The organism is Rathayibacter sp. AY1C2, assembly GCF_002931195.1.
Classification (GTDB): Bacteria; Actinomycetota; Actinomycetes; order Actinomycetales; family Microbacteriaceae; genus Rathayibacter.
In genome coordinates, this window is sequence record NZ_PSWG01000015.1 from 36,922 (window position 1) to 59,491 (window position 22,570).

Sequence of the window (22,570 nt, forward strand, 5' to 3'; positions counted from 1 at the left end):
CCCTCCTACCGATCGGCCGATCATGACGAACGAACCCGCCTTCAGCATCACCCTCACCCCCTTCGACGAGGACTACTCGCCGGCCCGGAGCTCCCGGATCACCACCAACTTCGCGAATCTGGCCCGCGGCGAGCGCCGCCGGGAGAACCTCCGGACCGCGCTGCGGATGATCGACGACCGGTTGAACGATCTCGTGCCGGGCGACGATCCGAGCCGCGGCCGCTACACGGTCGGGCTCGACATCGTCTCCGTCGGGCTGCGGCTCACCACGGACGGCGAGGACCGGGAGTTCCCCCTGCTGGAGGTCCTGCGCACCCGGATCCTCGACCGCCGCACCGGCCGATGTCAGCCGGGGACACTGGGGAACAACTTCTCCTCCTACCTCCGCGACCACGACTTCAGCGTGCGGCTGCCGGCGGTCAACGCCGCGCAGGCCGGCTTCACCGTCCCCGACGACTTCGGCGTCCTGCACGGCGCGCTCTTCCAGCACTTCCGGTACTCCGCGCAGTACGCGGAGCTCTCGTCGACGCCGCCCGTCATCTGCATCAGCGTCTCGACGAGCAGGACGTACCGGCGCACCGGGACCCTCCATCCGATCCTCGGCGTCGAGTACCGGCAGGACGAGCTCTCGCTGACCGACCGGTACTTCGCGGAGATGGGCCTCGGGGTCCGCTTCTTCATGCCGCCCGGCAGCACGGCGCCGCTCGCGTTCTACTGCGGCGGCGACCTGCTGGAGGACTACTCGGACCTCCAGCTCATCGCCACGATCAGCACGATGGAGACGTTCCAGAGGATCTACCGGCCCGAGATCTACGGCGCGCGCTCGGCCGCCGCCGACGTCTACCGGCCGGACCTGGAGCAGCAGGACTACGTGCGGCCCGCGGTCTCCTACGACCGCGAGGAGCGCGGCCGGCTCGCGGTCGAGCAGGGGCGGTTCGCAGAGGAGCACCTCATGAAGCCGCACGGGGAGCGGCTGCGGCAGTGGGCCGCCGGGTACGCGGGAGCGGTCCGATGAGCGCCCGCGGATCCTCGACGTCCCTCCCGCTCCTGCCCACCTCGATCGCCGGCAGCCTGCCGAAGCCGTCGTGGCTCGCGCAGCCGGAGACCCTGTGGTCCCCGTGGCGCCTGACCGGCGACGCCCTGGCCGAGGGCAAGCAGGACGCCCTGCGCGCCGCTGTCCACGAGCAGCACCACCGGGGCCTGGACATCGTCAGTGACGGGGAGCAGACCCGCCAGCACTTCGTCACGACGTTCATCGAGCACCTCACGGGCGTCGACTTCGAGCGGCGCGAGACGGTGCGCATCCGCGACCGGTACGACGCGAGCGTGCCGACCGTCGTCGGCGCCGTAGGGCTCGAGAGGCCCGTGTTCGCCGACGACGCCCGGTTCCTGCGCGAGCAGACCGATCAGCCGATCAAGTGGGCGCTGCCCGGCCCGATGACGATGATCGACACCCTCTCCGACCGGCACTACGGGAGCCGCGAGAAGCTGGCGTGGGAGTTCGCGACCATCCTCAACGAGGAGGCGCGAGCCCTCCAGGACGCCGGAGTCGACATCGTCCAGTTCGACGAGCCCGCCTTCACCGTCTTCTTCGACGAGGTGCACGACTGGGGTGTGGCCGCGCTGGAGAGGGCGGCGGAGGGACTCCGCATCGAGACCGCGGTGCACATCTGCTACGGCTACGGGATCAAGGCGAACACCGACTGGAAGGCGACCCTCGGGTCGGAGTGGCGGCAGTACGAGGAGTCGTTGCCGCTCCTCCAGCAGTCCTCGCTCGACATCGTCTCGCTGGAGAGCCACCACTCCCACGTGCCGATGGAGCTGATCGAGCTCGTCCGCGGCAAGAAGGTCATGCTCGGAGCGATCGACGTGGCGAGCGGGACCGTCGAGACGCCCGAGGAGGTCGCCGACACCCTGCGACGCGCCCTCCGGTTCGTCGACGCGGACCTGCTCCTCCCCAGCACGAACTGCGGCATGGCGCCGCTGCCCCGCGACCTCGCCTGGGGGAAGCTCAGCGCGCTGAGCGCGGGAGCCTCGATCGTCCGCGAGGAGCTCGCGCCCTGACCGGCCTCCGGGGAGACGGGTCGCGGCCGGCCCGTCTCCCCGCACGTCCTGTCCGCCTCACCCCTCCGCTCGCGCCTCCTGCGCCGCGATGTCCTTCATCGCCAGGTCCGCCCGGCGGAACTGGTCCGTCTCCGGGAGCGCGAGGTGCAGTCCGGCGACGGTCGTCAGCGAGACCGTCACCTCGGCCACGGTCACGTCGAGGACGTGCCCGCCCTTCTCTCGGGCGTCGTCGACGTAGTGCAGGTGATACCCGGGGACCGACACGGCCTGCTCGAACTGCGGAGTGCGGAAGCCCGCGATCGTGCCGCGGGTGTCGGCGATGCCGGTGACGCTCTGGTGGGCGGTCGCCTCGATCAGGGGCGGGTACGGCTCGGTCTGCGCGCCCACGGTCCGGGTGCGGACCTCGGTGAACCGGCCGTCGATCCGCAGGGCGACGGGGATGTTCCCGCCGTCGACCGCGTCGTCGATCAGCCGGGTGAGTCCGGCGAGACCGGTCGGCTCCTCGACCGTGAACGTCGTGGTCGCGTGGAAGGGCAGCACGGCGGCGAAGGGCGTCCGGTCGTCGCCGTCCGCGACCTGGACGGAGCCGTCGCTGCGCAGGTGGTAGCAGACGCCGTCGACGATCACCATCTCGCCGTCCAGGTGGTTGAAGGTGCCCAGCCCGAGGTCGCCGTGGGTGAGCAGCTCGCGGATCGTCAGGTCCCCGTCGTAGACCCCGGCCAGCAGCGCGGCCATGGTCGAGCTCTGGTAGATCGCGTAGTCGTCGGTCGAGTCGACCGTGTGCGTGCTCATTCGAAGGCGTCCTCGATGAGGTGGGCGGCGATGTCGACGTTGCGGCTGTAGTCCACCGCGACGTCGATGATCGAGACGCCCGGCTCGGCCAGGGAAGCCCGGAACGCCTCCTCGAACTCGGCGAGGCCGCTCACCCGCCTGCCCGTGGCGCCGAACGCCGCCGCGAACTTCTCGATGTCGTAGTCGCCGAGCTGGACCCCGGACTTGCGGCCGTACTTCAGCAGCTGCTGGAAGCCGACCATGTCGTAGGTGTCGTCCCGCATGATCACGTGCGTGAACGAGAGGCCGAGGCGCGTCGCCGTCTCGATCTCCGTCGCGGAGAACAGGAAGCCTCCGTCGCCCGAGACGGAGACCACCGGGGTCCCGGGGCGCAGGAGGCTCGCCGCCATGCCCCACGGGAAGGAGACGCCGAGGGTCTGCTGCCCGTTCGAGAAGAGCAGGTGCTTGGGCTCGTACACCCGGAAGTGCCGGGCCATGAAGATGTAGTTCGAGCCGATGTCGCAGGCCACGGTGGCGTCGTCCGAGAGCAGGTCGCGCATCAGGAGCACGAGGCGGGCGGGATCGACGGTCCCGAGAGCCGCCTCGGCCGTGCGCGCCGCGTCGTCGATCCGCTCCAGCTCGCTCCGGTGCCGGGCGACCCGGTCGGCCGCGTCCTCGTCGAGCTGCAGGCCGGAGACGAGCGGCGTGAGGGCCGCGACGGTCTGCGCGAGGTCGCCCTTCAGCTCCAGCGCGGGCAGGTAGTGGTTGTCCAGCGGTGCGTCGACGGAGTCGATGTGGACGATCCGGCGGTCGACGTCGCTGTTCCAGATCACCGGGTCGTACTCGACGGCGTCGTAGCCGATCGCGACGACGAGGTCGGACTCGGCGAGGGCGAGGTCGGCGGGCTGATTCTTGAACAGGCCGACGCGGCCCAGGTAGTGGTCCTCGAGCTCGCGGGAGACGAGGCCGGCCGCCTGGAACGTCTCGATCACCGGCAGCTCCGTCTCGCTGATCAGGACCCGCAGTGCCGCCACGGTCGCCGGCTCCGACGCGCGGAGTCCCACGAGGAGGACGGGCCGCTCCGCGGTGTTGATCAGGTCGGCGGCGTGGGTGAGGTCCTCGGCTCGCGCCGGACCGCTCATCGGCCCCGTGGCCGCCCGGGTGATGACCTGCGAGGTCGGCGCGGCCATCACGCTGGCCGAGAGGACGACCGCCGCGGCGCCTCGGGGCTCGGTGACCGCGGCGCGGAAGGCGTTGCTGACCGCCTCCGAGACGTCGTCCGGATCCGTCGACTCGACCGTGTACTTCGTCACGGTGGTGAGGAAGGCGGCCGCGTCCATCGACTGATGCGTGCGCTTGAGACGGTCGGAGAGCTGCACGGCTCCGGCGAGCGCGACGACCGGGTCCTGCTCCGTGTTGGCCGTGAGCAGGCCGGTGGCGAGGTTGGTCGTGCCGGGGCCGGAGGTCACGAGGACGACGCCCGGGCTGCCCGTGAGCCGCCCCACCGCGGCGGCCATGAAGGCGGCGTTCTGCTCGTGCCGGCAGACGATCAGCTCCGGCCCCTCGTCGGCGAGGACGTCGAAGACCGCGTCGATCTTCGCTCCCGGGATCCCGAAGACGTACTTCACGCCATTGGCGGTCAGGGTCTCGATCACTCGCCGTGCACTGCGCGTCTCGACGTTCGGCTGCTCCATGGTCCGCTCCGCTCTCTCCTCGGTTGTACCGACGAGCGTAGGAACGGGGGCACCCGGAGCGACCCGGTCAGATGACTCGTTCCCACCCGTGCATCTCCGGCGGCGTACCGATCGCAGTGACGGAGCGCTCGGCCGGGACACGCTCGGCTCCCCCGCCGACGGTCTGCTCCGAGAGTCGTCCGACGCTCGCCGCGACGTCCCCGGTCGTGATGGACTTGCCCGCATGATGATCTCTCCGCGCGAGTCCGCGCACGACACGAAGGCAGGCGTCTGATGGCCGAGGAGCGCGCGATCCTCGCGGGCGGATGCTTCTGGGGGCTCCAGGAGCTCATCCGCGACATGCCGGGCGTCTTCAGCACCCGCGCCGGGTACGCCGGCGGCAGCACGCCGAACGCGACCTACCGCCACCACGGCGACCACGCGGAGGCGGTCGAGATCGAGTTCGATCCCGAGCAGCTCTCCTACCGCGACCTGCTCGAGTTCTTCTTCCAGGTGCACGACCCGACGACGAAGAACCGTCAGGGCAACGACATCGGCACGGCCTACCGCTCCGTGATCCTCTTCCTCTCGCCTGAGCAGGAGATGGTCGCGCGCCAGACGATCACCGAGATCGACGCGTCGGGCCGCTGGCCCGGACCGGTCGTCACCGAGGTCGAGCCCGCCGGCGAGTTCTGGGACGCCGAGGAGGAGCACCAGGACTACCTGCGCAAGCACCCCGGCGGCTACACCTGCCACTGGGTCCGGCCGAAGTGGGCGCTCGACGCCTGATCCCGGTCACGCGGGACGCGGGGCCCCGGGCTCCGCTCCCGCGGGCACGGCTCGCGCGCGGTGCGCGAAGAGAAGCACGACGGCGACCGCCGAGAGCACCAGGGCCGGCGTCGGGGCCCAGGCCGGAGCGAGCGTCACGGTCGCCGCTCCGACGACGGCTCCGACCGCGAGGCTCGCGACGATGAGCGCCTGGAGGGTCCTCGACCCGGACGAGCGCTCGGCGAGCTCCTGCATCAGGCTCGTGAGCGTGCCCGTGACGAACGTGGTCGTCAGGCCGGCGGCGCCGGAGATCCGCTTCGCGAGCACGGTCTGCAGCCCCAGCGCCGCCGCGCTGGTCGCGATGAACGCGCAGTCCACGAGCAGCGACGTGCCGCCCTGCACCGTCGGCCAGGCGACCGCGACGGCGAGCTGCAGGACGACCCCCACGAGTGCGATCGCGCGGAGCGGACGTCTCCCGTCGCCGGTCGACGGCGTGCGCGCCCGGGTCGTGCGGAACCCGGCGTAGACCGCTCCGGCGAAGAAGACGATCGCCGTGACCGCTCCGGCCGCGGTCGTCAGCCAGGCGGAGCGGGGGTACAGCCCCAGCAGCACCAGGTTGCCCGTCATGTTCGCGGTGAAGATGCCGCCGAGCAGGAGGAACGCGAACGCGTCGGTCGCGCCCGAGGCGATGGCCAGCAGCACCAGGGCGAGCCGCAGTCGCGCGGGCCCGGTCACCGCCGTCACGCGAGGCCCTCAGCCATGGAGCTGCCGCCAGGTGACGATCTGCTCTCCGCGGAGCTCGTAGCTCCCGAAGCAGCGGAGCCAGTGGCCCTTCCCCGTGTCCGAGCGGAGGTGCAGGGCGTGCTCGGTGAGGACGACGCTGCCGGCCACGGCGATCGTGACGAGGGCGATCCGGATCTCGGTGAACGCCCGATGGACCTCGTCGCACATCTCGAGGACCCGCGCCCGCCCCGCGATCTCCTGCGAGCTCGACGCGCTGTAGACGACCTCCGGATGCAGGAACGGGACGAGCTGGCGGCTGTCGCGAGCGCTCCACACCTCGAGGAAGTCGCGCACGACCAGCTCGTTCTCGATCATCGCGACGCCCCGCACCGACGCGTCCTGCCAGCTCTCGGCCATGGGTCCTCCCGCCGTCCCCGCACCGACACTCGTCGATGGCGACGAGCCTGCCCGAGAGAGCCCCGGGCGCCTACGCGTCGGATGACCCGATCTCCCCGGCGGCGGGCTCACCGCGCGTGCGCCGTCGCCAGCTCGCCCCAGTGCGTCGTCGCCCGGAGCGAGAGTGCGTCGCGCTTCATCGTCCACACCGGCCCCGTGCGGATGCCTGCCAGCCCGAGGCCGACCGCGGACCGCCCGTGGCGCTTCGTCACCGCGTCGATGGTGGCGCCGAGGCCCTTCGTGTCGAAGGCGGTGTCGAAGATCTCGAGCAGCGCATGGGAGTTCCGCGGCGACAGGTTCGTGAGGATGACGCCGGCCCGCACGTAGCGCGCGCCCTCCCGCAGCCGCGGGCGCAGGGTGCCGATCGCGGCCCTCACCATCGCCACCGGGTCGTCCGTGGGAACGGGGAAGCCGGCCAGGCCGCCGGCGGACTCGTACGGCGCGTCCGCGAACGGCGACGTCGACGCGAACACGCTCATCGTCCTGGTGACCGACTCCTGCGCGCGGAGGCGGTGGGCGGCGCGCTGCGCGTAGACGGAGAGCACCTGCTCCATGTCCGCGATCGTCGTCACGGGAGTGGCGAACGACCGGGAGAAGATCAGCTGGTCACGGACGGTGCGAGCGGCCTCGAGGGGGATGCAGTCGACGCCGCGCAGCTCGTAGACGGAGCGCTGCAGGACGACCGAGAACTTCTTGCGGATCAGCGCGGGGTCCGCGTCGCGGAGGTCGCGGACGGTGTGGATGGACAGCTCCGCGAGGCGCTTCCCTGTGCGGCCGGCGACTCCCCACAGCTCGGTGACGTGCTGCGAGGCCATGAGCGCGTCGAGCTGCTCGGGCGTGTACCAGTCGGTGTCGCAGACGCCCCCCAGGCGCGGGTGCTTCTTCGCTCCGCCCTTGTTGACGAACTTCGCGAGAGTCTTGCTCGGTCCGAAGCCGACGCAGACGGGCAGGCCGACGTTCTTTGCGACGGCCGCCCGCATCGCCCGGCCGATCTTCGCCCGCTCCGCCACGTCGCCGTCGATGCCGAGGAAGGACTCGTCGATCGAGTACACCTCCTGCCAGGCGGAGTAGCGGCCCAGCAGCTCCATGACGCGCGCGGACAGCTCGCCGTAGAGCTCGTAGTTGCTCGATCGGGCGATCACCTCCGGGAGGCGACCGGAGCGGATGAGCGGCTCGATCTGGAACCAGGGCGTGCCGTTCTCGATCCCGAGCCTCTTCACCTCGTCGGAGCGGGCGACCACGCAGCCGTCGTTGTTCGAGAGGACGACGACGGGGCGGCCCGCGAGCCTCGGATCGAACAGCCGCTCGCAGGAGACGTAGAACGAGTTCACGTCGACCAGGGCGATGCGCCGCTCAGAGCGCACGGTGCAGCCGGTGGAGGCAGACGGTGACGACGCCCCACACCTGGAGGTCGCTCAGCTCGGCGACGTGGATCGGCGGGTACTCCGGGTTCTCGGCCCGCAGCACCACTCCCCCGGGGTGCAGCTCGAGGCGCTTCACGGTCAGCTCGCCGTCGAGGATCGCGATGACCACGCTCCCGTGCGTCGGCGTGATCGACCGGTCGACCACGAGCTCGTCGCCGTCGCTGATGCCCGCGCCGACCATGCTCTCGCCCGAGACACGGACGATGAACGTCGACGTCCTATCGCGGATCAGGTGGTCGTTGAGGTCGAGGGACCCGTCGAAGTAGTCCTGCGCCGGCGACGGGAATCCCGCCGCCACGGCCTCGCTGGTGACGAGGAAGGTGACGGCGACGGCGTCCGAGGCCGGAGTCGCGATGCGCTCCACGACGGTCACGCTCATGGTCGACCCCCTCCTCGTGGTATCGAACGTGTGTTCGAACGCGTCCGAGTGTAGGTCGGGGGCACCGACATTCGGGAGGCGCTCGGCGCCGTCCTCGACCGCTCGCGGGGACGATCACCGGGGACGCCGCTGGGCGCCCGGAGGATTGGCGCGTCGGCCGACGCGGGCCCAGCCTCCCTGGAGCCTTCTCCGGCACGATCCGACCTCATCCCCTCGGAAGGAGCCCCTCCCATGCGCGCATCCCGTCCTCTTCCCGGCGACCCCTGGCCGTCGCAGATGGTCATCACGGTCGAGGACAACCCCTCGGCGCTGCTCGAGCTCCTCTGGATCCGCGAAGCGTGGGGCTTCACTCCGGCGGTCGACGGGCCTCCGCCGCTCGAGCGGTCCCCGGAGCGGGTCGGGTCGGCGGAGCCCGGCGCCGACGAGCAGCGCGCCTGGCCTCAGCTGTGGCAGGACTGCGTCGAGCATCTGGCGGTCGAGACCGGCCCGCTCCTCCGGCAGCTCTCCAGCACCGCCGACGGATCCCCCGAGCGCGCACGCCTCCTCGACCTCGCGCGCGGCCCCGGCTGGCGGGAGCGCTTCGGCGACGACTCCCTCGGAGCGCCTTTCAGCGCCTGGCACGACGAGCTGCGATCCACCCGGATGGACGCGCGGGACGTCCCGCTGGACGCCGCCCCCGAGCGGCGCTGCCTCGGCTCCCTCGTCCCCGCCTGGGAGGCCGGACTGAGGACGGTGGTCACCCTCCCCTGCCGCGGCGAGTACACCCGCGCCGTCTCCGGCTCGGTGCTGATCCTGACCGACAGCGACCACCGGGACCCGGACCGCTACGCCGCCGCGCTCCGACGGTTCGCCGACGGCTCGCCGGAGTGACGGGGCACGGATCTCCGGATCGGATGAACGCTCGCGCGCTCCGGACGGTATCCCCCTCCGAGCCGCCGATCTCCGGCGACCGCAAGTCTCGAGGAGTGCACGATGACCAGGAACATCAGAGTCGGTATCGCAGCTGTCGCCGTCGCGGGCGTGATGGCGGTGGCACCCGTGCTCGCCGGTGCGAGCAGCGTCGCTCCCGCCGCGGCGACCAGCGACTCCAGCAGCGCGTCGGACAGGAACCTGATCAACGCGGTCCGCTCCGTGGCGGCGAAGCTGCGGGTCGTCGGACTCTCCGACGGCGGCACGAAGCTCGTGCAGTTCAACCCGACCAAGCCCGGCAAGGTCACGAACCGCGTCGCCGTCACCGGCCTCACCGGCGGCGACACCGCGCTCATCGGCATCGACTACCGGGTCCAGGACGGCGCCCTCTACGGCGTCGGCGACAACGCGGCGAGCGCCGGCGTCTACTCCATCAACCCGTCCACCGGCGTGGCCACCCAGGTGACCCGTCTCACCGTGGCGCTGAGCGGCACCTCCTTCGGCGTCGACTTCAACCCCGCCGCGAACGCGCTCCGCGTGGTCAGCGACACAGGCCAGAACCTCCGTCAGCCGTTCGCCACCGCGGGCGCCGCGACGGTCGCCGACGGCACGCTCAGCTACGCCGCGCCCGCCGTGGCCACCGGTGTCGCCGGGGCCGCGTACACGAACAACGACCTCGACGCGAACAGCGCGACCACCCTGTTCGTCCTCGACACGGCCCTCGACCAGATCGCCATCCAGTCCCCGGCCAACGCCGGCACCCTGGCGCCGACCGGGAAGCTCGGCCTCGACGCAGCGGGTGCGACCGGCTTCGACATCTACTCCGTCCTCCGCAACGGCAGCTCCATCGGCTCGGTCGGCCTCGCCGCCGTCAACGGGTCGCTCTACGAGATCGGACTGCTGAACGGCACGGCGACTCCGCTCGGCGCCATCGGCGCGGACGTCACGGACATCGCCGTCCCGCTCGTCCAGCGCTGACCCGAAAGGCTCCCGGCGACCGCGCCCCTGCCGACCGACGCTCCCGGTGAGCGCCGGTCGGCAGGACGCCGGTCGGCAGGACGCTCCGGCGGGCCGCCGGGGCCGAGAGCCCTCGTCGGAAAGTTCACTCAGCTATGCATCACCGTTCACCCACCGATGCGGCGATGAGGAGTGAGATGAGCGTGCCCCTTTCCGGGGTCTCACCTCTCAAGGAGTCCACGACGTGACACGACTGTTCCGCTCCGCGAACCGCGGACGCTCCGCTCTGGCCCTCTCGGCCGCTGCTCTGGTCTGCGCCGCCGCCCTGGCCGCACCCGGCGCCGCCACTGCCGTCGGTGCCGCCGACCTCTCCGCCACCGGCGGAGCCGCCCGCATCTCCCCGGTCGACGCCGACCTCTCCGACTCGCTGCGCGCAGCGGTGAAGGAGCAGGACGCGAAGAACGTCATCCTCCTCATCGGGGACGGCATGGGCGATTCGGAGATCACCGTCGCCCGCAACTACCAGTACGGAGCGGCCGGCCGCTTCCCCGGGATCGACGCCCTGCCGATCACCGGCCAGTACACGACCTACTCGCTCTACCGCGCGGACGACCCGGCGACGGGCGCCGTCAAGGGCGCCCCGGACTACGTGCCCGACTCCGCCGCCACCGGCAGCGCCTGGGCCACCGGCACCAAGACCTACGACAACGCCATCTCGGTCGACATCGACCAGCAGCGCAAGGACACCCTCCTCGAGATCGCGAAGGCGAACGGCCTGAAGACCGGCAACGTCACCACCGCCGAGATCCAGGACGCCACCCCGGCCGTGCAGGCCGCCCACGTCGACGCCCGCAGCTGCTACGGACCCGACAGCGCGAGCTGCGGCGACGACGCGCTGGAGAACGGCGGACTCGGCTCGATCAGCGAGCAGATCCTCGACACCCGCGCCGACCTGACCCTCGGCGGAGGGTCGGCCAGCTTCGCGCAGGTCGCCCGCGCCGGCGACTGGAGCGGCGAGCCGCTGTTCCAGCAGGCCGCGGAGCGCGGCTTCCAGGTGCTCGGGGACGCCACGACTCCCGCCACCGCCGCGCAGCTCGACGCGCTGACCGTCGCCGACCAGGACGCGCCCGTGCTCGGACTGTTCAACTCCGGCAACCTGCCCGTCCGCTACGCGCCCACCCCGGCGACGGTCGGCGGAGCGGACGCCGCCCCGCAGACCTGCGTCGCGAACCCCGACCGTCCGGCCGAGCAGCCGACGCTCCGCTCCATGACCGAGAAGGCGATCGACCTCCTCGACACCGGCGACCAGGGCTTCTTCCTCCAGGTCGAGGGCGCGAGCATCGACAAGCAGGACCACGCCGCGAACGCGTGCGGCCAGATCGGCGAGACCGTCGACCTCGACGAGGCCGTCCAGGCCGCGCTCGCGTTCGCCGAGGCGGACGGCAACACCCTCGTCATCGTCACCGCCGACCACGCCCACTCCAGCCAGATCGTCGACTCCACCCCGCCGACCTCGCTCAGCACCGCGCTGAAGACCGCCGACGGCAGCACCATGAAGGTGTCGTACGGCACCGCCGCCGAGGGCGGATCGCAGCAGCACACCGGAACGCAGCTGCGCATCGCCGCCTACGGGCCGGGCGCGGCGAACGTCGCCGGGCTCACCGACCAGACCGACACGTTCTTCACCATCACGAACGCGCTCGGAGTGGACCGCGACATCCGCTCGATGAGCTTCGGAGCCACCGCCGAGCTCTCCGGCTCGTCGTTCGCCCCCGGAGCCGACGTCACTCTCACCGCGAGGGGCTTCAACGGAGACACGCAGCTGATCGGCTCCGCGCCCCTCTTCACGGACCGCACCGCGACCCGCGACCTCGCCGGCGGCGGCCTCACCGTCACGGCGAAGGCGCCCGCCACGCCCGGCGACTACAGCGTCACGGTGACCGGCGACCAGACCGGCAAGGCGATCACCCTGCCGTTCACCGTCACCGAGCGCCCGAAGTCGAGCACCCCCATCACCGACAAGGTCAAGGACATCGGCGGGAAGCTGATCGACAAGATCCGCCAGCACTGAGCACTCGTCGGCCCGGCTCCTCTGGAGGAGCGCGGGCCGACGGAGTCGCGGGAAGGGCCGTCCCTCGGGGCGGCCCTTCCTCGCGTCCGGGGGGGGTCGGCACGACCGGACCGGTGAGCCCGCCTCCGATCAGGACGCGCCGACTCCCGGCGACCGGTCGCGATGCGGCACGGCCCCCGCGCGCTGCACGATCGAGCGGATCAGCGCTTCGAGCAGCAGCGCCGCCCGGCTCGCTGTCAGCGGGGTGGGCTGCCGATCCGACGAACCACTGCGACTCCCCTCGGAGGAACAGCCCGCTGCTCGAAAAGGTCCGGCTCATCAGAGGGAAGCGCGACTCGGCGGTCGGTGCGGTTGATGTAGAAATCGAACCCGCTGCCGTCGATCGTCCGCCGCGAGTGGAAGACGGCGCCGACCATCTCCGACGGGAGCTCGGAGGCCACTCCGGCGGCCTCGAGAAGTTCGGCGACGACATCGAGGAGGTCACCCCCTCGGAGACGGGTCGAGACGTAGGAGGCGCTGCCCGCTCCGGCCGCGCGCCGCGTCACCGCCGGCTCGCCCGCGTGCGGTCCTGTCGCGTAGCGGCGGACCACCCGCGTCTCAGGACTGCGGAGCTGGATCCCCTCGGTCCACAGGGATCCGTGCAGGTCACCCTCCAGCAGGACGTGCTCCTCCTCGAGGAGCGGGTGGAACTCCTCCACTCGGATGCCGAGGAGGTCGCGCAGAGCACCCGGGTAGCCGCTGGCGACGACGTGGTCGTTCTCGTCGGCGATCCCCGAGAAGTACGTGGTGATCAGGTTCCCGCCGCCCTCGACGTAGCCGGTCAGCTCGCGACCTGTCCGCCCGGAGACGAGGTAGAGCATCGGAGCGACGACGACGTCGTACGGGGTCAGGTCGGTGCCCGGGGTGATCACGTCCGCGCGGACGCCCGCGTCGGCGAGCGCGCGCCACCAGTCCAGCGCCTCGCGTCGGTAGCGCAGCAGCGTGCTGGGGTGCGATTCCAGCTCGCTCGCCCACCAGGAGTCCCAGTCGAACAGGACGGCGACCGGGGCCGCCTCGCGCCGGCTCCCCGCCACATCGTCCAGCCGGCGCAGCCGCTCCCCCAGCTGGACGACGTCGCGGAACAGCTGGCTGTCCTCGCCGGCGTGGGGCAGCATCGCGGAGTGGAACTTCTCCGCTCCGGCGACGGACTGCCGCCACTGGAAGTAGCAGACGGCGTCGGCGCCGTAGGCGACGTGGGTGAGGGCGTCGCGCGCCATCTCCCCCGGCTGCTTGGGCTGGTTGACCGGCTGCCAGTTCACCGCGCTGGTCGAGTGCTCCATCAGGAACCAGGGCGATCCCTGCGCGACGCCTGAGGTCAGCGCCGCTGAGAAGGCCAGCTCGTCGAAGGACTGCTCCCCGGCGAAGCGGTAGTGGTCGTTGGAGACGAAGTCGACCTCCCGCGCCCAGTCGTCGTAGGCGGCGTGGTTCTTGCCCTCCATGATCATGAAGTTGGTCGTGACCGGGATGTCGGGGGTGATCCGCCGCAGCACCTCGCGCTCGGCGACGAGGTACTCCTTCAGGGCGTCGGAGGAGAAACGGAGGAAGTCCAGGCGCTGGGTCGGGTTCGGCAGGGCCGCCACCAGACGCGGAGTGAGCACCTCCTCGAACGAGCTGTAGCGCTGCGACCAGAACGCTGTCCCCCACGCCGCGTTGAGGCCGTCGATGCCGGTGTAGCGGTGCTCGAGCCAGGTGCGGAACGCCCGCGTGGCGTCCTCGGAGTGGTCCCAGGCGTTGTGGCAGCCGAGCTCGTTGCTGACATGCCAGGCGACGATCGCGGGGTGGTCCCGGTAGCGCTCGGCGATGCGCTCGACGAGCTCGAGGGCGTGCGCTCGGAAGACCGCCGAGGTGGGACGCCAGTGCTGCCGGCCCCCGGGCGAGAGGATCCTGCCGTCGGCGGTGACGGGGAGGATCTCCGGGTGGGCCAGCGTGAGCCAGGGCGGCGGGGAGGCGGTCGCCGTCGCCAGATCGACTCCGATGCCTCCGGCGTGCAGCAGGTCGAGGACCTCGTCGAGCCAGGCGAAGTCCCACTGGTCGGGGGCGGGCTGGATCTTCGCCCAGGAGAAGATGGCGACGGAGACGACGTCGACCCCGGCCTCCTGCATCAGCCGGACGTCCTCGGCCCAGACCTCGCGCGGCCACTGATCCGGGTTGTAGTCGGCGCCGAAGGAGATGCGCGGGGTGCGCTCCTCGCCGGTGCGGAGCCATCGGTGGTTCATGGGAGCCTCTCGTCGGTGTCCGGGCGCCGTGAAGACGGCGACCGCGGGTCGTGTGGGGTCGGGTCGGGTCGAGCGCGGGTCGAGCGCGATCAGGCGGAGCGCTGGGAGAGCGGGGAGATGACGAGCTCGTCGATCCGCACGTGGCGGGGTGCGTCGACCACGAACATCGCCGAGCGGGCGATATCGGCGGGCGCGAGCATCACCGATCGGGCCGCCGCGCCGGGGACCTCGGGCCGTTGGCGCAGGAAGTCGCTGTCGATGTCCCCGGGGCAGAGGAGTGTCGCGCGGACGCCCGAGTCCGCCTCCTGGTCGTTGAGGGTGCGGACGACCGGCGCGAGCGCCGTCTTCCCGGCGCTGTAGGCGACTCCGGCGCCGGGCGAGGGGCGCCAGCCCGCGATCGAGGAGACCACGACGATCACGCCGGATGCGGCGCGCAGTCCCGGAAGTGCGGCGTCGGCACTGCGGACGACGCCGAGGAGGTTGGTCTGCACGACGCTCGCGAACTCCGCCATCGACTGGTCCGCCCACGCCCGCCGCGGGGTGTTGGCACCGGCGGAGAGAATGACGGCGTCCAGGCGGTCGGTGCCGGTCGCGGCGGCGATCGCCTCGACGCGCTCACGGGCGTCGTCCGCGGCGACGTCGAACGGCAGCTCGAGGGCGGTGCCGCCTGCGGCGCGGACGAGTCCCGCCGTCTCGGACAGCTCGGGCGCCCTGCGCCCCGAGAGGGCGACGGTCCACCCCCGCTCCCCCAGGGCCGTCGCGCAGGCGCGCCCCACTCCGCTTCCGGCTCCTGTCACCCAGGCGACTCGCATCTCCGCGTCCATGAGATCTATAATAAGCAGACTTTTCAGAACGACGGGGGTAGGACATGCTGATGGATCTCACGGATCGGGTCGTCCTGGTGACGGGTGGCGGCCGGGGCATCGGGCGGGCGCTCGCTGAGCGGTTCGCCCTCGAGGGTGCGAAGGTGGCGGCGTTCGACGTCGCCTTCCCGGAGGGCGCGCCCGAGGGCGTCCTCCAGATCGAGGGCGACGTGACCGAGCCCGACTCCGTGGCGAGCGGCGTCGCTCGCGTCGCCGAGGAGTTCGGCGGTATCGATGTCCTGGTCAACAACGCGGGCATCAACGTCGAGGGCCGGGTGGAGGATCTCGATCTGGCCGCCTGGCGCCGCTGCTTCGACGTGAACGTCGGCGGCGTGTTCCTGATGTCGCAGGCGGTGCTTCCGCATGTGAAGGCCTCCGGTCATGGACGCATCCTCAACGCGGCCTCGTTCGCGGCGATCGTCCCCTCGGTGGGCGCGGCCGCCTACGGCGCATCGAAGGCGGCCGTCGTGCAGTTCAGCCGGGTGCTCGCCGGCGAGCTGGGGCCGTGGGGCGTCACGGTCAACGCCTACGCTCCCGGTATGATCCCGAGCGCCATGAACGGTTTCGAGACGATGCCCCAGGCGGCTCAGGACCGGCTGCTCGACACGCTGACCCTCCGCCGCTGGGGCACCGCCGACAGCATCGCCGATCTGCTCGTGTTCCTCGCGAGCGACGCCGCCGACTACATCACGGGCACGCTCATCGACGTGAGCGGCGGAAAGCTCGCCACGCAGCTCCCGCAGCGCGCCTACGAGGGAGTGGTCCCACCCGTCTCATGACTCATCAACGCTCCCTCGTCGACACCATCGGCACCGCCATCGTCGGTGGAGATCCGCCGACGGGCACGGTGCTGAACATCGAGACGCTCACCCGCGAGCACGGCGTCTCGCGGTCGGTGATCCGAGAGGCTCTGCGCATCCTCGAGACGCTCGGGATGATAGTCGCCCGCCAGCGGGTGGGGATCACCGTCCTCGGCCGCGAGCACTGGCAGCTCCTGGATCCGCGGGTCATCGCCTGGCGGTCGCACACGGACGACGCGCAGATCCAGCTCCGCGAGCTCATGCAGCTGCGCACCATCATCGAGCCGGCGGCGGCGGAGCTCGCCGCGGTCCAAGGCACGGAGGAGCAGCTGACCGCGATCGTCCGGGCCGCCGAGGAGATGACCGCGACCTACCGCGACCGGCGCGTCGCCGCGTTCACGCGGGCCGACCTCGACTTCCACTCGGCGATCGTCGTCGCGGCCTCGAGCTCCGTCCTCGCGCAGCTCTCCGACACCGTCCTCGCCGCCCTCCGGCTGCGCTACTCCGGCAGCGTGCCGGTGTTCGACGAGGAGGGCGAGCGGGCCCTGGCCATCCACGTCCGGCTCGCCGACGCGCTCACCGCACGCGACGCCGGAGCAGCGGTCGGCCTCACCCGTGCGCTCGTCGATCAGACCCGGGGCCGCCTGGAGGAGCCCGTGGAGCACCCGGACGACGCGGTCGCGGCGACGCCGGGAGGCGGCGCATGAGCTCCGCCGTCCCCGCCTACTGGGAGGCCGCGGTGTGCATCCCGCCCGTGTCGCATCACGCCGAGGGCCCGCTCTGGGACCCGCGCGGCGACACGCTGATATGGGTCGACCAGTACGCGGGACTCGTCCGCTCCGCGACCCCGGAGGGTACGAGCTTCCTGCTCCGCCCCCCGATCGCCTTCGACGGTCCCGTGGGCGCCGTCGTCGGAGACGTGCGCGGCGGCTGGCTCGTCGCGGCTGCGGACGGCCTGTGGTCCCTCTCCCCAGAGGGCACCGTCTCCCCCGTCGTCGACGTCCTTCCGCGCGACGGCGTGCACCGGCGCATGAACGACGGGAAGGTCGATCCGGCCGGCCGGTTCTGGTTCGGCACGATGGCGATGGACAAGCGCTCGGGCGCCGGCTCCCTCTACGCCCTCGACCAGGGCGTCGTCACGGAGGCGGTCCCCGAGGTCACGATCTCCAACGGTCTGGCCTGGTCCCCAGACGGCAGCACGATGCATTACATCGACACCCCGACCCACCGCATCGACCGGTATCTCACGGAGGGGTCCGCCCTCCGTCGTGACGGATCGCTCGATCTGTCGTCGCGGCCAGGGAGCCCGGACGGCATGACGATCGACGACGAGGGGGCGCTGTGGGTAGCGATGTGGGGTGCTTCGGCAGTGCATCGCTACGACCCCTCCGGCGAGCTGATCGGTGTCGTCCACGTCGACGCCCCGCAGGTCTCCAGCGTGACCTTCGGCGGACCCGATCTGGACACCCTGTTCATCACGACGTCCCGCGAGGACTACTCTCCCGCCGATGCCGCCGCGCACCCTCTCGCCGGAGCGCTGTTCCAGGCGCGGCCGGGAGTCCGCGGCACAGCGGCCGTCCTGTACCGGCCCTGATCGCTCCGCGCCGATCCTCTCCGGTCCCGCGGAGCGCGGCGGCTGTCGCGGGACAGTCGATCGCGCCCTCGACCGCGCAGGAGAGCGCGGCGCGGGGAGGCCCCGCGCCGCGCTCTCGTATCGCTCAGCGACTCCGTATCACTTGTTGACGGAGAAGCCCTGCTGGTCGCCGTACTCGACGAGCTGGTCCTGCCAGTCCATCAGTCCGCTGCCGATGTCCTCGTGGTTGACGAAGGACTGACCGACGGTGTCCGGGAAGACACTGTTGGCGTAGACCTGGAAGGGCAGGTACTGCCAGCCCGTGCTGACGGTGCGGGACGCTTCGACGAGGATCTCGTTGATCGCCTGCCCGCCGAAGTACTCGGGGGTCTGCGCCAGGAACTCGTCCGACTCGAGGTCGGCGACGGTCGCGGGGAAGCCGCCGGACTGGAGGAAGATGTCGATGCTCTCGTCGTCCGAGTTCAGCCACCGCACGAACGCAGCGGCCAGAGCCTTGTTCTCGCTCTGCTCGAGCACGACCTGTCCGCCGCCGCCGTTCTCCGAGTTGCCGCCCGTGCTGCCGCCGTCGGCGGTGGGCAGGGCTGCGGCGCGCCAGTCGCCCGCGGCCTCGGGCACGGAGGACTCCAGCACGCCGGGCATCCAGGCCCCGCTGAGGAGCGTGGCGATGGTGCCGTCGCCGAGTGCGCGGTACCACTCGTCGCTCCAGCTCGGGATGTCCGGCAAGAGCTCGCCCTCGGTCAGGCGGGACCAGTTCGCGGCGAAGGCCTGAGAGCCCTCGTCCTCGAGGTCGACGGAGATCGTCGTGCCGTCGTCCGCGACCTCGAACGGGCGGCCGCCGGCCTGCCAGATCATGCTCGTCGCGAAGCCGGGGTCGCTTGTGTCGCCGGCGATGTAGGCGTCGGGGTTCGCTGTGTGCAGCTTCTGTGCGGCGGCGTAGTACTCGTCCCAGGTAGTGGGGACCTCGATGCCGTACTGGTCGAAGACGGCCTGGTTGTAGAACATGGCCATGGGGCCGGAGTCCTGCGGCAGGCCGTACAGGCCGCCGCCGATGCTGACCGAGCTCCAGGGACCGGTACTGTACAGATCCTCGAGGTCGGCGAGGCCGTACGGAGTCAGGTCGACGAAGGAGTCGGCCAGCGCGAACTGCGGGATGGCGAAGTACTCGACCTGGGCGACGTCGGGCGCGCCGGAGCCGGCGGTGATCGCGTTCTGCAGCTGCGTGTACTCGGTCGTGCCGGTGCCGACGTTCACGACGTTCACATCGACGTTCGGGTAGGCCTTCTCGAACGCGGCGACCTGCGCCTCGGCGGACGGAGTCCATGTCCAGTAGGTCAGGGCGCCGCCCTCTTCGAGGGCCGCGTCCAGGTCGGCCGCATCGGCGTCCGAGTTCGTCGCGCCGCCGGCGGCGGAGCAGCCGGAGAGCACCAGGCCGAGGGTGAGCGCGGCGCCCGCCAGGGTGCCGAAGCGGCCGAGACGCCGCCTGCTGGTGGAGTGAGTCATGGGAGTTCCTTTCGAGTGACTTCGTTGTACGGGAAGGGAGGGGAGGAAGGAGGTGCGGAGGTTCACTGCTTGACGCTTCCGGCGGTCAGACCCGACTGCCAGTAGCGCTGCAGGAACAGGAACGCGATGACGATCGGGACGATCGTGAGCAGCGAGCCGGTGATCACGAGGTTGTAGATCGGCTGGGCTCCAACGCCGGTCGCCTGCGCGCTCCACTGGCTGAGGCCGACCGTGAGCGGATACCAGGTCGGCTCGCTGAGCATGATGAGCGGCAGGAAGTAGTTGTTCCAGGTGGCGACGACGGTGAGGAGGACGACCGTGACGATGCCCGGGGAGAGCAGTCGCAGCGAGATGGTGAAGAAAGTGCGGAACTCGCTCGACCCGTCCATGCGTGCCGCCTCGAGCAGCTCGGTCGGGACGGCCTCGGTGGCGAAGCTCCAGATGAGGTAGAGCGCGAAGGGGCTCACGAGCGAGGGCAGGATGACCGCCCAGGGCGTGTTCGTCAGTCCCACCTGGCTGAACATCAGGAAGGTCGGCACGGCCAGGGCGGTCCCGGGCACCGCCACCGCCCCGAGGATCAGGGCGAAGACGCCCCGCTTCCCGGGGAAGTCGAACTTGGCGAGTCCGTAGCCGGCGACCGTGGCGAGGAGTGTCGCTCCGCCCGCTCCGACGACGACGTAGAGCAGGGTGTTGGCGAACCACTGCAGGAACACGCCGTCGCGGTAGGTGAGTGTCTCGTAGATGTTCTGGAAGAGCGCGAACTCGCCGCCGAAGCCGAGGCCGAAGGTGGAGAGCAGATCGCTCTGGCTCTTGGTCGCGTTGATGAGGAGCCAGACCAGCGGGACCACTGAGTACACGACGAAGACGACCATCATGACGGCGAGCACGATCGAGCGGCGCGGGCGTCGAGCGCGGGGGCTGGTGCGTGCGTAGGAGACGGTCATCTCAGCGCACCTCGGAGCGCTGTCCGCGCAGCTGCACGATGTAGGCGATAACGGCGGTCAGGAGCCCCATGACGATCGCCACCGTGGCCGAGTAGTTGTACTGCTGGCCTGCGAAGGAGAGGTTGTAGGCGTACATGTTCGGGGTGAAGTAGGTGGAGATCACGTTGGGGGCCAGCACTTTCAGGAGGTTCGGTTCGTTGAAGAGCTGGAAGCTGCCGATGATCGAGAAGATGGTGGCGATCACGACCGCGCTGCGGATGGCCGGCAGCTTGATGCTCCACACCACTCGCAGGCCGCCCGCTCCGTCGAGGTCCGCCGCCTCGTAGATGTCGGCGGGGATGACCTTCAGTGCCGCGTAGAAGATGAGCATGTTGTAGCCCAGGAACTCCCAGGTGACGATGTTGCCGATCGAGCCCAGCACCCACTCCGAGCTGAACGGCTGCAGGATCTCCGCGCCGAGCAGATCGTTGACGCTGCCCGTGAGGCCGAACTGGTTGCCGTAGAGGAAGCCCCAGATCAGTGCTGCCACGACGCCGGGAACCGCGTAGGGCAGGAACAGCAGGATCCGGAACGCGCCTCGGCCGACGAGGTGGGCGCTGTCGATGGCGAGAGCGGCGACGAGGGAGAGCACCAGCATCACCGGAACCTGCACGACGAGGAACAGCGTGACGCGGCCCAGCGACTCCCAGAAGCGCGGGTCCTGCAGGAGGAGGACGTAGTTCTCCACTCCCACGAACGCGTTGCCGCCGACCAGCTGCTGGCGGAACAGGCTGAGGTAGATCGCGTAGACCACCGGCGCGACCAGGACCGCCAGGAACACGAGCATGAACGGGCCGATGAACCCCCAGCCCCGCCAGTCGCGGCGGGCGCGGCGGGCGCTCACCGGTCGGACTGTCGTCAGGGACACCATCGTCGCTCCTCAGTCGTTGAGATTTTTGGTCACGTGACCATCCGGGTCCGGACTCTAGCATGGAGCCATGAGCAACGAGAAGGATCCCCGTGCGACGCCTCCTCCCGCGGCCCCGGTGCGCGCGGACGACCAGGATGTCTGAGGCGCACCGTCCCGGTGCGACGAGGCACAAGGGACCGTCTCAGAGCGACGTCGCCGAGCGGGCGGGGGTGTCGAAGCAGACGGTCTCGCGCGTCGCGAACGGGGCGCCCGAGGTCGACTCCTTCACCCGGGAGAAGGTCCTCCTGAGCATGACCGAGCTCGGCTACCGGCCCAATCGCGCGGCCCGCGCGCTCCGATCGGGCCGGTACCGGAACATCGGCGTGGTGCTCTCGACCCTCTCCTCGTTCGGCAACCGCCGAACCCTCGAGGCGATCTCCGCAGAGGCCAACCGGGCCGGGTACTCTCTCACGCTCATCACCGTGGACGTCTCCAGCCGGGACGAGACGAGCAACGCCTTCTCGGTGCTCGCCGACCAGGCCCTGGACGGCATCATCATCGTGCTCGAGCAGTTCCACTACCGAGACAACCCGGACGTGCACCTCCCGCCAGGCGTTCCCGTCGTCTCCCTGGACGCCAGCCGGGAGACCAGCCATCCCGTGGTCGACTCCGACCAGAGGCACGGCGCACTGCTCGCCACCCAGCATCTACTCGACCTCGGGCACGACACGGTCTGGCACGTCAGCGGACCGAGCGACAGCTTCGCGGCTCTGCGACGGGAGGCCGCCTGGCGGGAGGCGCTGCGTGAGCGCGGCATCGAACCGCCGGCCACCCTCGCCGGCGACTGGTCGACCGGATCGGGGTACCGCGCCGGAGTCACGCTGAGAGAGCGGGATGACGTCACCGCAGTGTTCGCCGCCAACGACCAGATGGCGCTAGGAGTCCTCCTCGCCTACCACGAGGCGGACATCCCCGTGCCCGGCCGGGTCAGCGTCGTGGGGTTCGATGACATCGAGGAGGCCGAGGCCTTCTGGCCCCCTCTGACGACGGTCCGCCAGAAATTGATGGAGGTCGGCCGTGTGAGCGTTCGGACACTCGTCGCGGTCATCGAGGGCCGCGAGGCCGTGGATGCTCGAACGACGGTCTCAACCGAACTGATCGTGCGGCGAAGCACGTCGTCCCCTCCTCCGCGAAATGGCAACGCGACCGATCATCGGGGTGGATGAAGCCGTCGGAGCGGCGATTCGAGGTCGACGGCAGGCGGCCGATCGGCGAGTGACGCGAGATGAGCACACGGCTCATCCGAAGATCCGCGGTGCGGCTGGGTGTGGACCGAGCCGAAGCGCTGGCTTGCGTGGACTCGCTGACCAGCGCGCGCCGTCCGGCTCGGCGGCGATCACGAGGGTGCAGTGGTTGGTCGAGGGGATGTGCACGAGCGCGAACCGACGCCCGTGCGAGAAGCTGCCGGTGAGCGGGGGGGGTCCTGGTGGTCTCCTGCCCGGACGCGGACAGCGACAGTGCGGATCGGCT

21 protein-coding genes are annotated in these 22,570 nt (G+C 70.8%); 10 read left to right on the forward strand and 11 right to left on the reverse strand.

The window, feature by feature from the left end; genetic code table 11:
• The first annotated feature begins 22 nt into the window (after positions 1-22).
• Together C5C55_RS11460 and C5C55_RS11465 are read left to right on the forward strand one after the other, a co-directional pair.
• Positions 23-1,015 carry a putative oxygenase MesX gene (locus tag C5C55_RS11460; protein WP_104233985.1) on the forward strand — a complete coding sequence of 331 codons (993 nt, stop codon included), beginning with the start codon at positions 23-25 and terminating at the stop codon, positions 1,013-1,015.
• Positions 1,012-2,064 (forward strand): methionine synthase, encoded by a 1,053-nt coding sequence (locus C5C55_RS11465; RefSeq protein ID WP_104233986.1) that lies wholly within the window; start codon positions 1,012-1,014, stop codon positions 2,062-2,064. Before C5C55_RS11460 ends, C5C55_RS11465 begins: the two co-directional genes overlap by 4 nt.
• Before the next feature lie 57 nt (positions 2,065-2,121).
• Here the strand turns inward: C5C55_RS11465 and budA are convergent, their stop codons facing one another.
• Together budA and alsS are read right to left on the reverse strand one after the other, a co-directional pair.
• A complete protein-coding gene (gene budA, locus C5C55_RS11470) occupies positions 2,122-2,856 on the reverse strand; it encodes an acetolactate decarboxylase (RefSeq protein ID WP_104223295.1) in 735 nt (244 codons plus the stop codon).
• Complete coding sequence (gene alsS / locus C5C55_RS11475) at positions 2,853-4,529, reverse strand: acetolactate synthase AlsS (protein WP_104233987.1); 1,677 nt, start codon at positions 4,527-4,529, stop codon at positions 2,853-2,855. Before alsS ends, budA begins: the two co-directional genes overlap by 4 nt.
• Positions 4,530-4,802: 273 nt before the next feature.
• Here alsS and msrA point away from each other — a divergent pair, with 273 nt between their 5' ends.
• Positions 4,803-5,297, forward strand: a complete 495-nt coding sequence (gene msrA, locus C5C55_RS11480; protein WP_104233988.1) for a peptide-methionine (S)-S-oxide reductase MsrA — start codon at positions 4,803-4,805, stop codon at positions 5,295-5,297.
• 6 nt (positions 5,298-5,303) lie between these two features.
• On the opposite strand, the gene C5C55_RS11485 is transcribed toward msrA, so the two are convergent.
• The 4 genes from C5C55_RS11485 to C5C55_RS11500 form a co-directional block, all read right to left on the reverse strand.
• Positions 5,304-6,020: a YoaK family protein gene (locus tag C5C55_RS11485; RefSeq protein ID WP_104226548.1), complete on the reverse strand. Its 717-nt coding sequence runs from the start codon at positions 6,018-6,020 to the stop codon at positions 5,304-5,306.
• 9 nt (positions 6,021-6,029) lie between these two features.
• Positions 6,030-6,416, reverse strand: a complete 387-nt coding sequence (locus C5C55_RS11490; protein ID WP_104233989.1) for a nuclear transport factor 2 family protein — start codon at positions 6,414-6,416, stop codon at positions 6,030-6,032.
• A 107-nt stretch (positions 6,417-6,523) separates the two neighbouring features.
• Positions 6,524-7,819: a Y-family DNA polymerase gene (locus C5C55_RS11495; protein ID WP_104233990.1), complete on the reverse strand. Its 1,296-nt coding sequence runs from the start codon at positions 7,817-7,819 to the stop codon at positions 6,524-6,526.
• Positions 7,809-8,258, reverse strand: coding sequence for a LexA family transcriptional regulator (locus tag C5C55_RS11500; protein ID WP_104233991.1), 450 nt, complete (start codon positions 8,256-8,258; stop codon positions 7,809-7,811). Before C5C55_RS11500 ends, C5C55_RS11495 begins: the two co-directional genes overlap by 11 nt.
• 231 nt (positions 8,259-8,489) lie before the next feature.
• Here C5C55_RS11500 and C5C55_RS11505 point away from each other — a divergent pair, with 231 nt between their 5' ends.
• The 3 genes from C5C55_RS11505 to phoA all read left to right on the forward strand — a co-directional run bounded on the left by C5C55_RS11505 (position 8,490) and on the right by phoA (position 12,195).
• Positions 8,490-9,128, forward strand: a complete 639-nt coding sequence (locus tag C5C55_RS11505) for a hypothetical protein (RefSeq protein ID WP_104233992.1) — start codon at positions 8,490-8,492, stop codon at positions 9,126-9,128.
• A gap of 102 nt (positions 9,129-9,230) precedes the next feature.
• The gene (locus C5C55_RS11510) at positions 9,231-10,145 is read left to right on the forward strand and encodes a DUF4394 domain-containing protein (RefSeq protein ID WP_219812590.1); all 915 of its coding nucleotides are present in this window, start codon (positions 9,231-9,233) and stop codon (positions 10,143-10,145) included.
• A 223-nt stretch (positions 10,146-10,368) separates the two neighbouring features.
• Positions 10,369-12,195: an alkaline phosphatase gene (gene phoA, locus C5C55_RS11515; protein WP_308471545.1), complete on the forward strand. Its 1,827-nt coding sequence runs from the start codon at positions 10,369-10,371 to the stop codon at positions 12,193-12,195.
• A 236-nt stretch (positions 12,196-12,431) separates the two neighbouring features.
• Here phoA and C5C55_RS11520 read toward each other — a convergent pair whose 3' ends face one another.
• Together C5C55_RS11520 and C5C55_RS11525 are read right to left on the reverse strand one after the other, a co-directional pair.
• Positions 12,432-14,450 (reverse strand): beta-galactosidase, encoded by a 2,019-nt coding sequence (locus C5C55_RS11520; RefSeq protein WP_104233993.1) that lies wholly within the window; start codon positions 14,448-14,450, stop codon positions 12,432-12,434.
• Positions 14,451-14,539: 89 nt separating this feature from the next.
• Positions 14,540-15,274 carry an SDR family oxidoreductase gene (locus C5C55_RS11525; protein WP_104223304.1) on the reverse strand — a complete coding sequence of 245 codons (735 nt, stop codon included), beginning with the start codon at positions 15,272-15,274 and terminating at the stop codon, positions 14,540-14,542.
• Between the two features lie 50 nt (positions 15,275-15,324).
• Between C5C55_RS11525 and C5C55_RS11530 the strand changes: the two genes are divergently transcribed.
• From C5C55_RS11530 to C5C55_RS11540, 3 genes are read left to right on the forward strand one after another with little or no spacing between them, the layout of a single operon-like run.
• Positions 15,325-16,092, forward strand: a complete 768-nt coding sequence (locus tag C5C55_RS11530) for an SDR family NAD(P)-dependent oxidoreductase (RefSeq protein ID WP_308470860.1) — start codon at positions 15,325-15,327, stop codon at positions 16,090-16,092.
• Complete coding sequence (locus C5C55_RS11535) at positions 16,089-16,820, forward strand: FadR/GntR family transcriptional regulator (RefSeq protein WP_104223306.1); 732 nt, start codon at positions 16,089-16,091, stop codon at positions 16,818-16,820. Before C5C55_RS11530 ends, C5C55_RS11535 begins: the two co-directional genes overlap by 4 nt.
• On the forward strand, positions 16,817-17,707 hold the full coding sequence (locus C5C55_RS11540) for an SMP-30/gluconolactonase/LRE family protein (protein ID WP_104233994.1): 891 nt from the start codon (positions 16,817-16,819) through the stop codon (positions 17,705-17,707). Before C5C55_RS11535 ends, C5C55_RS11540 begins: the two co-directional genes overlap by 4 nt.
• A 138-nt stretch (positions 17,708-17,845) precedes the next feature.
• On the opposite strand, the gene C5C55_RS11545 is transcribed toward C5C55_RS11540, so the two are convergent.
• From C5C55_RS11545 to C5C55_RS11555, 3 genes are all read right to left on the reverse strand, one after another.
• Positions 17,846-19,207 carry an ABC transporter substrate-binding protein gene (locus C5C55_RS11545; RefSeq protein WP_104233995.1) on the reverse strand — a complete coding sequence of 454 codons (1,362 nt, stop codon included), beginning with the start codon at positions 19,205-19,207 and terminating at the stop codon, positions 17,846-17,848.
• Positions 19,208-19,269: 62 nt separating this feature from the next.
• Positions 19,270-20,151, reverse strand: a complete 882-nt coding sequence (locus C5C55_RS11550; RefSeq protein WP_104233996.1) for a carbohydrate ABC transporter permease — start codon at positions 20,149-20,151, stop codon at positions 19,270-19,272.
• Position 20,152: 1 nt separating this feature from the next.
• Positions 20,153-21,061 carry a carbohydrate ABC transporter permease gene (locus C5C55_RS11555; RefSeq protein WP_104233997.1) on the reverse strand — a complete coding sequence of 303 codons (909 nt, stop codon included), beginning with the start codon at positions 21,059-21,061 and terminating at the stop codon, positions 20,153-20,155.
• A 134-nt stretch (positions 21,062-21,195) separates the two neighbouring features.
• Here C5C55_RS11555 and C5C55_RS11560 point away from each other — a divergent pair, with 134 nt between their 5' ends.
• Entirely contained in the window at positions 21,196-22,266 is a 1,071-nt protein-coding gene (locus C5C55_RS11560; protein ID WP_104223311.1) for a LacI family DNA-binding transcriptional regulator, read from the forward strand.
• The last annotated feature ends 304 nt before the right edge of the window (positions 22,267-22,570 follow it).